We start from the raw sequence: 13916 nt of genomic DNA on the forward strand, positions 1-13916 counted from the left end.
CTATCCTTGAAACTTGCTCATCAGCATCGAGCCATTGGTACCGCCAAAGCCGAAGCTGTTGGTCATCACCGTATCGAGCCCTGCATTCTCGACGAGGCTTGTCGCGATCTCTTCGGGCTTCAATGCCGGGTCGAGGTTTTCGACGTTGATCGACGGGATGATGAAGTCATCTTTCAATGCGAGAAGGCAGTAAACCGCCTCTTGCGCACCCGTTGCGCCCTGGCTGTGGCCAGTCATCGATTTGGTTGAGCTTACCGGCGGAGTGGAGCCTTCGCCAAACACACGGCGCACCGCCTCGATCTCGCCAACGTCGCCGACGGGCGTCGATGTGCCGTGGGCGTTGATGTAGCTGACCTTGCGGCCTTCTGGCAGGGTCTTGAGCGCGCCGGCCATTGCCCGCTCGCCGCCCTCACCCGATGGCGCGACCATGTCGGCGCCGTCCGAAGTGGCACAAAAACCAGTGACCTCGGCGTAGATCTTCGCGCCGCGTGCCTGCGCATGCTCAAGGCTTTCAAGCACCAGCATCGCACCGCCGCCGCCGATGACAAAGCCATCGCGGTCGGCGTCAAACGCGCGGCTCGCGCGCTCTGGCGTGTCGTTATACTTGCTCGACATCGCGCCCATGGCATCGAACAGGCACGATAGCGTCCAGTCAAGCTCTTCGCCGCCGCCGCCAAACATCACGTCCTGCGTTCCCAAAGCGATCTGCTGCGCGGCCATGCCGATGCAGTGGAGCGAGGTTGAACACGCCGAAGTGATCGAGAAGTTCATCCCCTTGATCTGGTAAGCGGTCGCGAGGTTTGCGCTGACGGTTGAGGACATAGTTTTTGGCACTGCGAGCGGCCCAATGCGCTTTGTCGCGCCCGATTTCAGCACCGTCTGGTGCGCTGCGAACATGGCCGAGGTCGAAGGCCCACCAGAGCCCGCAATCACGCCTGTCATCGGGTTGATCACGTCTTTTTCTTCAAGGCCTGCATCCGCAATCGCCTGCTCCATCGCGAGATAGGCATAGGCAGCGCCCGGACCCATGAAACGAAGCGTGCGCTTGTCGATTGCTTCTTTCAGATCAAGGTCAATCGCGCCCGCAATTTGCGAGCGAAAGCCGTGCTCGGCCATATCTTCGTTGAAAGAAATGCCGGATTTGCCAGCCTTCAAAGAGGCGGTTACCTCTTCGGCGTTATTCCCAATCGAGGATACAATCCCCAAACCTGTTATCACTACGCGGCGCATTATATCCCCTGAATGCTAGTGCGAAAATTTCACGCTTCGGACCAAATCAGGCCTCGGACAGCGCGACTTTCATGTCTTTAACCTGATAGATGACTTCGCCATCGGCTTCGACGATACCGTCTGCAACGCCCATGGTGAGACGGCGCGTTTGCACGGCCTTGGTGAAGGTCACGTGGTATTTGAGCATCTTGCGATCAGGGCGCACCATTCCGGTGAGCTTTACTTCGCCCACGCCAAGCGCATAGCCGCGACCTTTCCAACCGCGCCAACCAAGGTTGAAACCGGTCAGCTGCCAAAGGCCGTCGAGCCCCAAGCAACCCGGCATGATCGGATTGCCCGGAAAGTGGCAGTCGAAAAACCAGAGGTCGGGATTGATGTCGTATTCTGCGACAACATGACCCTTGCCATGTTCACCGCCGTCGCCTGAGATATCGGTGATCCGGTCCATCATCAGCATCGGCGGCGCAGGCAATTGTGCATTGCCTTCACCAAACAGCTCTCCGCGAGCGCATTTCAATAAGTCTTCGCGGTCAAAACTGGTCGGAAAATCTGTCATTGCGAACCCTTGGCTCCTAGCCTTTTATCTCTTCTGTGCCGGGGCGATTAGCACCGCGTTCACGCTATGGAAAGACCGGGTGGCAACGCGCGTTGATAAGTGGAAAGCTCTCCAGCGCTTCAAGCGTTGGCACAGGCCTCGATCTGTTCGGGCTCGGTCCGTTCTTCGCCGCGTTCAAAGCGCGTGAAGTAACTGCGCAGATCAGGGCGCTCAACAAACTCGACAAGCTTGTATCCCACCGCGTCCATCTCGCAGAACAGCAGCTTGGGAGGGATGCCGCCTGCATTGGTCGGGCGATCATATTCGACGATGATGATCTGCCCGCCTTGGGCAAGGGCCGGCCACATGCGCCACATAAAGGCGTATGGTTCGGTCACCTCGCTGTAGACATGGACGAGAAAGATCCGGTCAAAGCTGTCTGTGGGAAGCCGCGGATCATCGACTTCGCCAAGCTTGATAAAGGTGTTTTCCAGCCTTTCGCGTTCCACCCGCTGGCCGAGGCGGGCTAGCGCTTCGCTGTCGATGTCTTGCGCAAGAACGCGTCCACCCTCACCGACACGGGTGCCCAGGCGCACGGTGTAATACCCCTCGCCCGCGCCAATATCCGCGACGGTCATCCCTTCCGAGATATTGGCAAGGTCCATGATAGCCTGTGCCTCGCCGCGCTCTTCACGGGCGTCCTCGTCGGGGAAGGGTGTGGCCACGCTCTCCCCATTTTCGGGGACGGAGCGGTCTGGGGCCGGAAACTCGGCTACGCCTTCCGGACGGTCAGACACGGGAGCAAACGCATCGCACCCTGCAAGCGCGATTGCACACATGCCAAGGACGGCGGATCGGAAGATAACGGGACCGGCGATCATGGTATGGGAAGCGCCCGCATTCCGGAAATGAACACATCGAAGGCAAGGTCCCCCTGCCTCCAGGGAGACTGGCGTTCGTCAGTGCGCTTGTTTACCGCGATGGCGGTCTTGCGAAATACCTCGTCCAAGGACTGGCGCCGGTCGATCTGTTTGGCGAACTCGATTGCAAAAGGACTGCCTTTGCCCGGTTGATCGCCATCTTCGGCGACATTTCCAGGCTCGGTAGAGAAGAACGCAACCGCCGATAGTCCGCGCAGATTGCCAAGCTGGGCAAGCCCGTCACCTGCGCCCGACATGTCTTCCAAGCGGATGAAGGATAGGCTGCGTGTCGCCCCGTCAATCTCGATGATATCAAGGCTCGTTTCGGGCTCTGCGTCGAAAAAGGGATTGTTTCGGCAGGCATCAATAATGATCACCGCCCCGCGCGCACGTGCCGTTATCTGGCCAACCAGCGCATCCAGAGGGATCAGCGATACGCCATCGGAGCTGAGCAGATAATTCAGCCCGTCAAACTGAAACCCGTGACCCGCGTAATAGAACATGCCGATATCGTCGCCCGACAGCGTATCGAGCCAAGCATCGAACCCTTCCTGCCATTCCTTGGCGGTCGGTTCTTCCAAAACGGTCAGGTCGCGCACAGTGGTGGAGCGCAAGGACGAGCGGATAAGGCGCAGATCCGCAATCGGATTGGCGAGCCTCAGCTGCTCGTCCTCGGCCTTATCGTAGTTTGATGCGACAAGCAGCGCTTTCACCTCGGCTTGTGCGACGCTTGGCAAAATCAATGCTGAAAAAGCGAGTGCCAGAACGCCTAAAAGACGCACGCTCAAGAAACGCATAACCACCATCACAGTCTCAATGACAAGCCCAAGTTTAACCCATGATTGACGCGCGCATCGGAGAAGCTTTGCTCCCCGGTCACCGGAAAGAAGAGCACGGCGCGATACCGCACATCCAGCGCCAACGCGTCTGACAAGATAAACTGGGCGCCAACTGCAATATCGGGTCCGAAGCTGAATTCATCGGCGTTCTCGAAGTCCGAATTAAGCTCCTCGCCGCCTTGCGTGATAGGCCGCGTGATGACCCGCGCGGTGTAGGCGGGCTGGTAACTTGCGTGGACCATACCGTTTGCAAAGGCGACAGCGCTATCGCCAAAAGGCGCGAACATTGTGACCCCTGCCCGCGCGCTGGCCGTTGTCAGCTGTGCCTCGTTCGTCGTTGCAAATTCCAGCACGCTGGATTGCGGGGGAACGAATGTGCCGGTTTCGACGGTCTGTATCTCGGAGGCGATGGTGCCGGTTTGGGCGCTGCGCACGTTGATCTGGGCATCGGCCTCGATCCGCTCGAACCGAACACCTGCGAAGATCGCAAACTGTTCGTTCTGACGCCTTTGCCATGTCGCCTCGAGGTCGATCCGCTTGTAATCGACCGTGCCCGAAAGCGTTTGGGTGGCGATATCGGTGATCGTGCGATCGCCTGCGGTTAACGTCGAAGTCGCTGCGGACAGTAGCTCGATTTCACCAGAGCCTTCGCCATACCCTGCGCTCAGCGTGAAACGGTCGCGGTCATCGCCGAAATTGATCATGCCGCCATACATCGCAAAACCGATCTGGTTCGCGGTCACCCCTTCCCCTTCGAAAGAGGTATCAAGCGCCACGTCATCTGTCTGAAACACGTCGCGCACATTTTGCAGGAAAGCCTCGTCCGGCTGCTGCACGATGAGCGCCTGATCGCTGCCATCAGAGGTGCGAAGGTTCGAGTTATCGAAGTAATAGGCGATGCGCGGGCCGATGATCACATCGGCTGCAGCAGGGCTCGCACTCGCAATGGCGGCCAGACAAAGGCCGCTACGCAGCAGCGCCCTATTCGACATCCTCAACATCAACCGTTTCTCCTGTAACGCGCTGGGCAAGTGCCGCAGATATGTAACCGTCGATTTCCCCGTCCAGCACCTTGTCCGGCGAAGAACTGGTAAAGCCTGTGCGAAGGTCCTTCACCATTTGATACGGTTGCAAGACATAGGAGCGGATCTGGTGACCCCAGCCAATCTCGCTTTTTTCCTGATACTCGCCAGACGCCTCTGCCTCGCGGATCGCCATTTCGCGTTCGAACAGGCGCGCTTTGAGCATGTTCATCGCAGTGGCGCGGTTCTTGTGCTGTGACCGGTCATTCTGGCTTGCCACCACAATGCCGGTGGGTTGGTGGGTGATGCGAACGGCACTGTCGGTGGTGTTGACGTGCTGACCACCTGCACCAGACGCCCGGTAGGTATCGACCTTGAGGTCGGCGGGGTTGATCTCGATGTCGATATCGTCGTCGATCACGGGATAAACCCAGACGGATGAAAAGCTCGTGTGGCGCTTCGCTGCGCTGTCATAGGGGCTTATCCGCACAAGGCGGTGGACGCCGCTTTCGGTCTTGGCATAGCCATAGGCGTTCTCGCCCTTGATCAGCAGGGTCGCAGACTTGATGCCTGCCTGATCGCCCGCTTGATACTCGACTGTTTCGACCTTGAACCCGCGCCTCTCGGCCCAGCGGCCATACATGCGGAACAGCATCTCTGCCCAATCCTGACTTTCCGTGCCACCAGCGCCAGCGTGAATTTCAAGATAGGTGTCGTTGCCGTCTGCTTCGCCTGACAAGAGCGCCTGCACCTTGTCGGCATCGGCACGCGCGGCAAGCTTCTCAAGGCTGGAAAGACCATCATTGATGATGCTCTCTTCGCCCTCAGCCTCTCCCATTTCGATGAATTCAACCGCATCGCCCATCTCGGCGCTGATATCGTTGACCGTGTTCACCGCATTTTCGAGCAGTTTCTGCTCGCGGCTGATCTTTTGCGCTTCCTTGGGATTGTCCCACAAAGTCGGGTCCTGAACCCGCGCATTGAGTTCATCCAGACGCCGTAAAGCGCTGTCCCAATCGAGTGATTGGCGAACAAGATCGAGCGCTGCTTCGATCCGGTCGATATAGGCTTGGGCCTCGGCCCGCATGAGAATTCCTTCGTCTTGGGTTGCGAAGCCCGATTAGCGCTGCAATCGCGATTGTAAAGCGGTGCCTCTAATTCGAGAGAGCGCGGACTGCTTCGAGGGTTTTTGTCACGTGGGCGCGATAGTCACTGTCAGAATGGACAAGGGCAATCCGGCCATCTTGCGCAATCACGTAGGATGTGCGGCTTGCCAGACCCGACTGGCCAAGAGCCACATCATAGGCTTCGATCAACTGCTTGCCAGCAACGCCGACCGGAAAAGCATCGCGGCATTCTTCTTTGCTAAACCGTTTGAGCGTGTCGATATCGTCATTGGACATGCCAATCACGCTCGCGCCTTCTTTGCGAAAGTCCGGCATGGCCTCGGCAAACGCGTTTGCCTCAAGCGTGCAGCCCGAAGTGAACGCCTTGGGGTAGAAATAGAGAACCACGGGGCCGCGCCGCAATGCAGCGGCGAGCGAAAAGCCCATCTCTTTCCCCGCAAGAGCCGCCCTTGTCGTGAAAGTGGGAGCTTGTTCGCCGACGGGCAGATCAGCCTTTGCAGGGACTGCCATCATCAGGCTTGCTGCAACACCGGCAATGGCCAGTTTCAATGCTCGCATCAGTAGATCCCTCCTTGTTCTTCAGCAAAATTCTCCGGCTCGCCTTGTGCGCGCCGCGTGGTGCTGCCGCCGTCGCGTCCGGCCTTGATCAGAGCGAGAATTTCATCGCGCTTGGCTGCAATTTCGTCCTGACGGGTGGAACGCTCCGGCTCTGTGTCGGGTTTGAAAGCTTCCCAGATAATATCCGATTTCGCATCGCTGCTGGGCCAGCCTGCCTGAACACGTTTACCGGTGCGACGGTCCACACGGACCATGCGGATGCCTTCTGGTGCAACGGGAGGAAGGTCGGACCAAGCTCCGCGCGAGCTCTTGATCAAATCCTTGATGATCGGCGCGACAATCGTACCACCATAGGCATATCCGCCCATATTGCGCGGTGTGTCAAAACCGACGTAAGCGCCAGCGACAATCCGCTGTGTGCCGCCAATGAACCACACATCTTTTGGCCCGGAAGTGGTGCCGGTTTTGCCAAAAAGCGGCAGGCCAAGATCGTTAAGAACGGTCGCTGTGCCGCGTGTCACAACACCTTCTAGCATATGCATCGTCTGGAACGCAGTGCGCGCGTCCATCGCCTGACGACCCTTGATGCCAAAGCGCGGCATCGGCGAGCCATCGTATGACGCCATGTTACAGCCATTGCACGGGCGGTTGTCCGCGCGCCAGATGACCTTGCCCTGACGGTCTTGCACATAGTCAATCACTGTCGGACGGTTGAGACGCCCGTGGTTCGCAAGCGCTCCGTAAGCCGCCACAATGCGCGAAACGGTGGTTTCTTCCGACCCCAGGGAAGTCGCCGCGTAAGGGTCTGCATCATCGCTGATATCAAGCGCCTTGATCGTATCGACGACATTATCCATGCCCGCCTGCATACCGATCTGCACAGTCATGATGTTTTGCGATTGCTCAAGCCCGTAACGCATCGGGAATTGACCGGCGCGCCCGCCGCGAATGCACTTTTCGCCAAGCTGCCTGCCCTGATAATAGCAATAGCGCGTGTTATCGATCTCGGTCGATGGGGTCATGCCGTTGTCGAGACCCGTCGCATAGACAAACGGCTTAATGGTGGAGCCTGGCTGACGCATGGCTTGTGTCGCGCGGTTGAAATCGGAGAGGCGATGGTCGAACCCGCCTTGCATCGCAAGCACGCGGCCTGTCTGAGCGTTTTGAACCACAAGCCCGCCCTCGGCAGCGGGCGGAGTTTCAACGCGGAAGCCATTGCCGCTCGGGCTGACCGTGATGACGTCGCCCGCTTTCAAAGCATTGGGCAAATTGGTGAGTGGCGCTTCGTCACCGTTTGAAAAACCAATCGTTGCCGTAGAGCCGGTGCGCGCCGTTACAACGCCCACCCGCCAGTCCTCGTAGCGGACCGAAAGGAACGAGCTTGCCAGCTGCCCTGCCCAATTGCCCTCGCTCATATCGATGGTTGCAATTGGCCCGGACCACCCGCGCCGTCCGTGATACCGCATAAGGCCGCGGCGCAAGCTGTCGCGCGCCGCGTTCTGCATTTCCACATCAAGCGAGGTGCGAACCCAAAGCCCGCCTGCATAAACACTGTTCTCGCCATCCTCGGCGGTTTCGCCAAAGTCGGCGATCAGCTGGCGGCGGACTTCTTCAAGGAAATAACCTGCATCGGCGCTGCGCTGGCTCCTTTGTTGCACAAGCCCCAGAGGCTGCGCAGCAGCAGCAGCACGCTCGGCCTCGGTGATGAAGCCATTGTCTTCCATCTGGGCCAGCACAAAGTCGCGCCGATCCAGCGCGGCTTCCTCTTGGCCCGAACGGCCATACCGCTCCGGCGCTTTGGGAAGGATCGCGAGGAAGGCAACCTCGTGCAGCTCAAGATCGCCCACATCCTTGTCGAAATAGGCGCGCGCTGCGGCCTGAACACCGAAAGAGCGTCGGCCCAGCGGGATCTCGTTCAAATAGAGCTCGAGAATTTCCTCTTTGCTCAAAACACCTTCGATCCGGCTGGCAAGGATCATCTCTTTCAGCTTGCGGGTGATCGAATATTCGTCACCCAGAAGCAGGATTTTTGCCAGCTGCTGTGTGATGGTCGACCCGCCAACCGCGCGCTCACCCGAACCATATTTGGTCGCATAATCGAACACCGCATTGGCCGTGCCCGTCACATCCACGCCGCCGTGGCTAAAGAAGGTTTTGTCTTCGGCAGAAATATAGGCGTGAACCAGCCTGTCGGGAAAATCGGCAAATTGCAGCTGAACCCGGCGTTCGCGGGCATAAGAGTGCACAATCTCGCCATCGGCTCCGCGCACAACGGTGGGCAGTGGGGTTTGATATTCCACAAGGCTTTCCGCCTCTGGCAGGTCGCTTGCTAGGAAAAACCACAAGGCAAGCCAAAGCAGCATCAGCCCGATCAGCGCAAACGCGACAAGTTTGAACAAAAGGCTGCCGCGCCATTTCTCGCCAAACCACGCCATCGCCCCGCCCAGATCGCGGGTCACGCGATAGCGGAAATAGGCCGGAAAAGAGAGTTCGCTTGGGTCGAGGGTGGGGTTATCGCTAGACATTACGGGATCGATTTACGTGGGTTCGCAGACAATTGCTAGCGTCAACAGATCAAGTTTCGACCCTGCGCGCAAGATAGACCCTGATCGCACGCTCTAACGTATCAACATAAGCGCTGCGCCCCTCTTCGCTCATGAGCTGGGCAAGATCGTTTTCATTGGTGACAAATCCGCTCTCGAATAACACGCCGGGAACATCGGGTGCTCGCAGCACGGCAAGCCCGGCGGAGCGTTTGGCAAAGGGGTGGAAGCGGATCTTGCCCTCGCCCTCGCGAAGGATAAGCGCTGCAAGCTCGCTTGCGTCTTCCTGGGTTCGTTGTTGTGATAATTCGACAAGGATATCGCTCACTTGCGAATTATCGGTCTCAACACTGATGCCGTTCAGACGGTCGGCGGCGTTTTCCCGCTCGGCAAAGCGCGCAGCCGCCTCGCTCGATGCTTCGTTGGACAGTGTGTAAACGGTCGCGCCCGACACCTCCGACCTGTCACCAGCAGAATCGATATGGATCGAGACAAACAGGTCCGCTTCCAATTGCCGCGCAATTTCAGGGCGATACGCAAGCGGGATGATGCGGTCGTCGTCACGGGTCAAAGCCACACGCACACCGCCGCTTTCCAGCAGACGGTCTCGCAATTCCAGCGACAGTGCGAGCACGAGGTCTTTTTCATAAACCTCCTCACCATTCGGTCGCCTCTGAACCTTGCCAGGATCGCGTCCTCCATGCCCTGCATCGATTACAACCAGAGGCCGCGTCGTGTCATTCGGCCCTTTGATGTCGGGGAGTTCGAGAGGCGGCGCTTCGGATGCAAACACAATGCGCATCACATAATCGCGCCCCCATTCGGGGACCGGTATGCTCGTGCCCATTGCCATCGCAACCCCCAGCACAAGTGCGGGAAGTCCAAGGATCAGCAAAAGGAGCGTGCGTACACTCATGGTCACAGGCGGATTAGAATGTTGCGCACCAATAGCGCAATAGTGTTGCGACTAACTACCCACGGTGCTAGTCAATGCCAGGAAAGCGGAAAGGGTGACCTGTTATGGTCCATCTGAAATTTCGCTTTATTCACAAGGCCTCCCCCGCGCGACATTCTTTGCGCACCGGGCCACACACAGGTTGATGCAGTGACGAGACGCTTCTCCTCGCAAGAAAATGCCCGGCGCTTTGCCGCTGGAGAATTTGCGAGTCGCAAGCCGGTACAAGACCGAAGCTCGTTCACAGCAGACACGTTCATGACATCTTTCTCTTCCATTAGAGAAGACGTTGTTCCTAACATCAGCGCACACAGCCAAGGGCTGAACCACTGCGCTGTTTACCCACACAATTTACGCCCCACCCCTTCCCGACGACTACGCATAAATGCGTGCCAGGCGGAACGAGCGCGGGGCGTTTGGAGAATATTTAATGGCAACGCGCATGCTAATCGATGCGCGCCACTCGGAAGAAACCCGGGTGGCGGTGCTCAAAGGCAACCGAATTGAGGAATTCGATTTTGAATCTGCCGAACACAAGCAGATAAAAGGCAACATATATCTGGCGAAAGTCACGCGGGTCGAACCCTCGTTGCAAGCCGCATTCGTGGATTTTGGCGGCAACCGCCATGGCTTCCTCGCCTTCAACGAAATCCACCCGGACTATTACCAAATCCCACAGGACGACCGTGAGGCGCTTCTCGCTGAAGAAGCCGAGGCCGCCGAAGAAGAAGCGCGTCTGCGTGCCGAGGAAGAGGAAGAGGGTGTCACCCCCGGCGAAGAATACGACGCCGAGGAAGAAAGCGCCGAGGCTCTGGCCGAAGATCTCGCCGAAGATGGCCTTGAAGAGATCGACACGAGCGACAAGGACAAGGTTTCGACCATAGAAGACGGCGCATCTGACGATGACGGCGAAGATGATGACGATACCGACGAGGACGAAGATGAAGCCGATGAGGCTGGTTCTGAAGACGGTGACAGTGACGAAGACGGGGACGGCGATCGGAAACCGCGCCGTGGTCGCCGTGGCCGTGGCCGCCGCCGTCAGGGTAAAGGCAACAACAAGGGCGGTCGCAGCCGCGCCAAACAGGTTGATGAAGTCCGCGCCAAGCGTATGGCCCTTCGTCGCCGCTACAAAATCCAGGACGTTATCCAGCGTCGCCAGATCCTGCTGGTGCAGGTGGTCAAGGAAGAGCGCGGCAACAAAGGCGCGGCTCTCACCACCTATCTCAGCCTTGCTGGCCGTTACACCGTGCTTATGCCGAACAGCAGCCACGGTGGCGGGATAAGCCGCAAGATCAATTCATCCAGCGATCGCAAGCGCTTGAAAGAAGTTGTCAGCGGTCTCGACCTGCCAAAAACGATGGGTCTGATCGTTCGCACCGCCGGTATTTCGCGCACCAAGACCGAGATCAAACGCGATTTCGATTATCTAGCGCGTCTCTGGAATGGCATTCGTGACAATGTACGCAGCTCGACTGCGCCCTCGCTGATCCACTCGGACAGCGACCTTATCAAACGCGCGATCCGCGACATCTACAATCGAGAAATCGAAGAGGTCGTGGTCGAGGGCGAAGAGGGATACAAATCGGCCAAGGCATTTATGAAAATGCTGATGCCAAGCCACGCGCGGCGGGTGAAAGCCTATTCCGACCCCGTTCCATTGTTCCAGCGTTACGGCGCAGAGGATCAATTGCGCGCGATGTATGATCCGATGGTTCAGCTGAAATCCGGCGGCTATCTCATCATCAACCCGACCGAGGCGCTTGTCTCGATCGACATCAACTCCGGACGCTCCACCAAAGAGCACGGCATTGAACAGACCGCCCTTCACACCAACCTTGAGGCCGCGCGCGAAATCGCTCGCCAACTGCGCCTGCGCGATATGGCTGGTCTGGTCGTGATCGACTTTATCGACATGGAGTACAACTCCAACGTGCGTAAGGTCGAAAAGGCGATGAAAGACGCGCTGAGAAACGACCGCGCGCGTATTCAGGTGGGCCGCATTTCGGGCTTTGGCCTGATGGAAATGAGCCGCCAGCGTCTGCGCACAGGCGTTTTGGAAGCCACCACTCGTGAATGCCCGCACTGCGATGGAACAGGTCTTGTTCGCACGGCGTCCTCTGCAGGTCTCTCTGCACTTCGCCTGATCGAAGACGAAGCGGCCAAGGGCAAAGGCACGATCATCAAACTCGCCGCCAGCACCGAGGCGGCGATCTACATGCTCAACGAGAAGCGCGGCGAACTGGTCGAGATCGAGCAGCGTTACGGCGTGACAATCGAAGTCTCTCCGGAAGGCGAAGACGAAGGCGCGAAGATGAGCGTTTCAAGCTCTGGCCCCCGCCCGTCCGCAGCGCCGAAGTTTGAACCGATTGTCGATGATGACGACGACGATGATCTGCCCGTCGAAGAGGACTTCGACGAGGACGACGACGATCAGCCGCGCAAGAAAAAGCGCCGCCGCCGCCGTGGTGGTCGTGGCCGCAACAAAAAACGCCATGATGAAAATGGCAACGAAGGCGACGAGGACTCCGACGACGCTTCGGAAGATGACGCGTCGGACGAAGGTTCCTCTGACGAAAACGCCGATGGCGAAGAGAGGCCCAAGCGTCGCCGTCGCCGTGGTGGCCGTGGCCGCCGCCGCAAGCAGGACGATAACGGTTCAGCAGCGAATGATGACGAGCAAGGTTCGGACACTGAGGCGCTAGAAGAGGTTGCCGAGAAGGTCGAAAACAACATTGCCGTCGTCGCCGCCCCGGACGGTGAAGAAGGCGCGGTTACCCAACCTGCGGAAGAAGAGAAGCCCGCAGAGAAACCGAAACGCAAGCGCGCTCCTCGCAAGAAGCCTGCCGCCAAGAAGGCTGAAGCTGAGGCAGAATCCGGCGCAGAAGCTGAAACGACCGAAGAAGTTGCCGCTGAGGAAGCTGCTGCGGAAGAGAAGCCGAAGCGCAAGCGTGCGCCCAGGAAGAAAAAGGTGGAAGCCGAGCCAGAGGCAAAAGCCGATGAGGTACCTGCCGAAGAAGCAGCTCCTGCGAAAAAAGCAGCGCCTGCGAGGAAACGCGCGCCAGCCAAGTCCAAAGCAAAAGCGGCGGGTGCCGATAAAGACAGCAACGCAACGGCCAGCGCTGGCGAAGCGACTGACGCCAAACCTGACAACGGGGCGGACACTTCGACTGAAACCGGGGCAGAAACCGGTTCCGCCGATGATGGCGCACCTAAAAAGCGTGGTTGGTGGCAACGCACTTTTGGTGAGTAGCCATACGGCAGACGGAACAGAGATCGGTCATGTCTGATACTCCGGTCAGCGTCATTCTGCTGGCGGCGCAGCGTACCGGCGTGACCAATCCGCTCGCACAGCGCGCCGGTGTCGTTAACAAGGCGCTGGCGCCTATCTGCGGGCGGCCATTGATCGAGCATGTGCTCGAAGTGCTCACCACCAGCCCGGCAATCGAGAGCATTCGTATCGTCCTCGAACCCGATGGGCAGAATGCTCTCGATGCTGTCCTGCAGCCATTCCGGGCGCGCGGCATTGCGATAGAGCTGATCAACTCCGATGCGAATATCGTCGAAAGTGTGATTGCCGCAACGAAAGGCGAGGACCGGCCCTTCATCATTACCACCGCTGACAATGTCCTGCTCACCCGTGATGGATTTGAAAAGGCTCGCGCGAAACTCCTCTCGTGCGACGCCATCATCAGCCTTTCCACGCGGGAACGGGTCTTGGGCGTACACCCCGATGCGCAGCGGGGATTTTATCATTTCAGGGACGCCGGTTATGCCAGTTGCAACCTTTTCGGCCTGAACGGACAAAAGAGTTTGCGCGTCGCCGAAGTGTTTCGCGAAGGCGGCCAGTTCATGTCGAACAAGGGCAGGATGGTGCGCGCTTTCGGCTTGTGGAACATCATCCTTATGGGCCTGAAACTCGTGACAATGCGCAAAGGTATCGAGCGGCTAGGCAAACGCTTTGGCCTGCATGTCGAAGCCGTTTTGTTCGAAGACGGCGCGCTTGCGGTCGATGTTGACAATGAAAGGACCTATTCAATCGCCGAATGGGTCCTGGGCCAGAGGCTCGGGATGGACATCCCCAAACCTGTCATTGCACCCGACGCATAACGCGAACCCGCGTGGGGCCTATCGCTGATCGTTCACGTTGATCCCTTGCCAGACAAAGGCGCAAGGCATAATCCCCG

At 58.4% G+C, this 13916-nt stretch carries 11 protein-coding genes; 2 read left to right on the forward strand and 9 right to left on the reverse strand.

Annotation, left to right across the window (positions count from 1 at the left end; all coding sequences use genetic code 11):
* The 9 genes from AC0V6Q_RS04860 to AC0V6Q_RS04900 form a co-directional block, all read right to left on the reverse strand.
* Entirely contained in the window at nt 1-1230 is a 1230-nt protein-coding gene (locus AC0V6Q_RS04860) for a beta-ketoacyl-ACP synthase II (protein WP_486167281.1), read from the reverse strand.
* A gap of 46 nt (nt 1231-1276) precedes the next feature.
* On the reverse strand, nt 1277-1786 hold the full coding sequence (fabA, locus tag AC0V6Q_RS04865) for a bifunctional 3-hydroxydecanoyl-ACP dehydratase/trans-2-decenoyl-ACP isomerase (protein ID WP_486167282.1): 510 nt from the start codon (nt 1784-1786) through the stop codon (nt 1277-1279).
* A 119-nt stretch (nt 1787-1905) separates the two neighbouring features.
* On the reverse strand, nt 1906-2646 hold the full coding sequence (locus AC0V6Q_RS04870) for a class I SAM-dependent methyltransferase (RefSeq protein WP_486167283.1): 741 nt from the start codon (nt 2644-2646) through the stop codon (nt 1906-1908).
* Nucleotides 2643-3482, reverse strand: coding sequence for a caspase family protein (locus AC0V6Q_RS04875; RefSeq protein WP_486167284.1), 840 nt, complete (start codon nt 3480-3482; stop codon nt 2643-2645). The genes AC0V6Q_RS04870 and AC0V6Q_RS04875 overlap by 4 nt, the downstream gene beginning before the upstream one ends.
* An 8-nt stretch (nt 3483-3490) precedes the next feature.
* Nucleotides 3491-4525: a hypothetical protein gene (locus AC0V6Q_RS04880; protein ID WP_486167285.1), complete on the reverse strand. Its 1035-nt coding sequence runs from the start codon at nt 4523-4525 to the stop codon at nt 3491-3493.
* Entirely contained in the window at nt 4506-5633 is a 1128-nt protein-coding gene (gene prfB / locus AC0V6Q_RS04885; RefSeq protein ID WP_486167286.1) for a peptide chain release factor 2, read from the reverse strand. The genes AC0V6Q_RS04880 and prfB overlap by 20 nt, the downstream gene beginning before the upstream one ends.
* Nucleotides 5634-5700: 67 nt before the next feature.
* Nucleotides 5701-6231, reverse strand: coding sequence for a peroxiredoxin (locus AC0V6Q_RS04890; RefSeq protein WP_486167287.1), 531 nt, complete (start codon nt 6229-6231; stop codon nt 5701-5703).
* Nucleotides 6231-8756 (reverse strand): penicillin-binding protein 1A, encoded by a 2526-nt coding sequence (locus AC0V6Q_RS04895; RefSeq protein WP_486167288.1) that lies wholly within the window; start codon nt 8754-8756, stop codon nt 6231-6233. Before AC0V6Q_RS04895 ends, AC0V6Q_RS04890 begins: the two co-directional genes overlap by 1 nt.
* Before the next feature lie 49 nt (nt 8757-8805).
* On the reverse strand, nt 8806-9690 hold the full coding sequence (locus AC0V6Q_RS04900) for an N-acetylmuramoyl-L-alanine amidase family protein (protein WP_486167289.1): 885 nt from the start codon (nt 9688-9690) through the stop codon (nt 8806-8808).
* A gap of 469 nt (nt 9691-10159) precedes the next feature.
* On the opposite strand from AC0V6Q_RS04900, the gene AC0V6Q_RS04905 reads away from it, so the two are divergent.
* Both AC0V6Q_RS04905 and AC0V6Q_RS04910 read left to right on the forward strand, forming a co-directional pair.
* On the forward strand, nt 10160-12982 hold the full coding sequence (locus tag AC0V6Q_RS04905) for an Rne/Rng family ribonuclease (RefSeq protein ID WP_486167290.1): 2823 nt from the start codon (nt 10160-10162) through the stop codon (nt 12980-12982).
* A 29-nt stretch (nt 12983-13011) separates the two neighbouring features.
* Nucleotides 13012-13839 (forward strand): NTP transferase domain-containing protein, encoded by an 828-nt coding sequence (locus AC0V6Q_RS04910; RefSeq protein ID WP_486167291.1) that lies wholly within the window; start codon nt 13012-13014, stop codon nt 13837-13839.
* The last annotated feature ends 77 nt before the right edge of the window (nt 13840-13916 follow it).

It is taken from the genome of Erythrobacter sp. S227, assembly GCF_057364925.1.

Coding starts and splice junctions, on each gene's coding strand:
- AC0V6Q_RS04875 (WP_486167284.1), bottom strand. CDS start 3,482: ATGCGTTTCTTGAGCGTGCGTCTTTTAGGCGTTCTGGCACTCGCTTTT.
- fabA (WP_486167282.1), bottom strand. CDS start 1,786: ATGACAGATTTTCCGACCAGTTTTGACCGCGAAGACTTATTGAAATGC.
- AC0V6Q_RS04870 (WP_486167283.1), bottom strand. CDS start 2,646: ATGATCGCCGGTCCCGTTATCTTCCGATCCGCCGTCCTTGGCATGTGT.
- AC0V6Q_RS04900 (WP_486167289.1), bottom strand. CDS start 9,690: ATGAGTGTACGCACGCTCCTTTTGCTGATCCTTGGACTTCCCGCACTT.
- AC0V6Q_RS04905 (WP_486167290.1), top strand. CDS start 10,160: ATGGCAACGCGCATGCTAATCGATGCGCGCCACTCGGAAGAAACCCGG.
- AC0V6Q_RS04895 (WP_486167288.1), bottom strand. CDS start 8,756: ATGTCTAGCGATAACCCCACCCTCGACCCAAGCGAACTCTCTTTTCCG.
- AC0V6Q_RS04880 (WP_486167285.1), bottom strand. CDS start 4,525: ATGTTGAGGATGTCGAATAGGGCGCTGCTGCGTAGCGGCCTTTGTCTG.
- AC0V6Q_RS04890 (WP_486167287.1), bottom strand. CDS start 6,231: ATGCGAGCATTGAAACTGGCCATTGCCGGTGTTGCAGCAAGCCTGATG.
- AC0V6Q_RS04910 (WP_486167291.1), top strand. CDS start 13,012: ATGTCTGATACTCCGGTCAGCGTCATTCTGCTGGCGGCGCAGCGTACC.
- AC0V6Q_RS04860 (WP_486167281.1), bottom strand. CDS start 1,230: ATGCGCCGCGTAGTGATAACAGGTTTGGGGATTGTATCCTCGATTGGG.
- prfB (WP_486167286.1), bottom strand. CDS start 5,633: ATGCGGGCCGAGGCCCAAGCCTATATCGACCGGATCGAAGCAGCGCTC.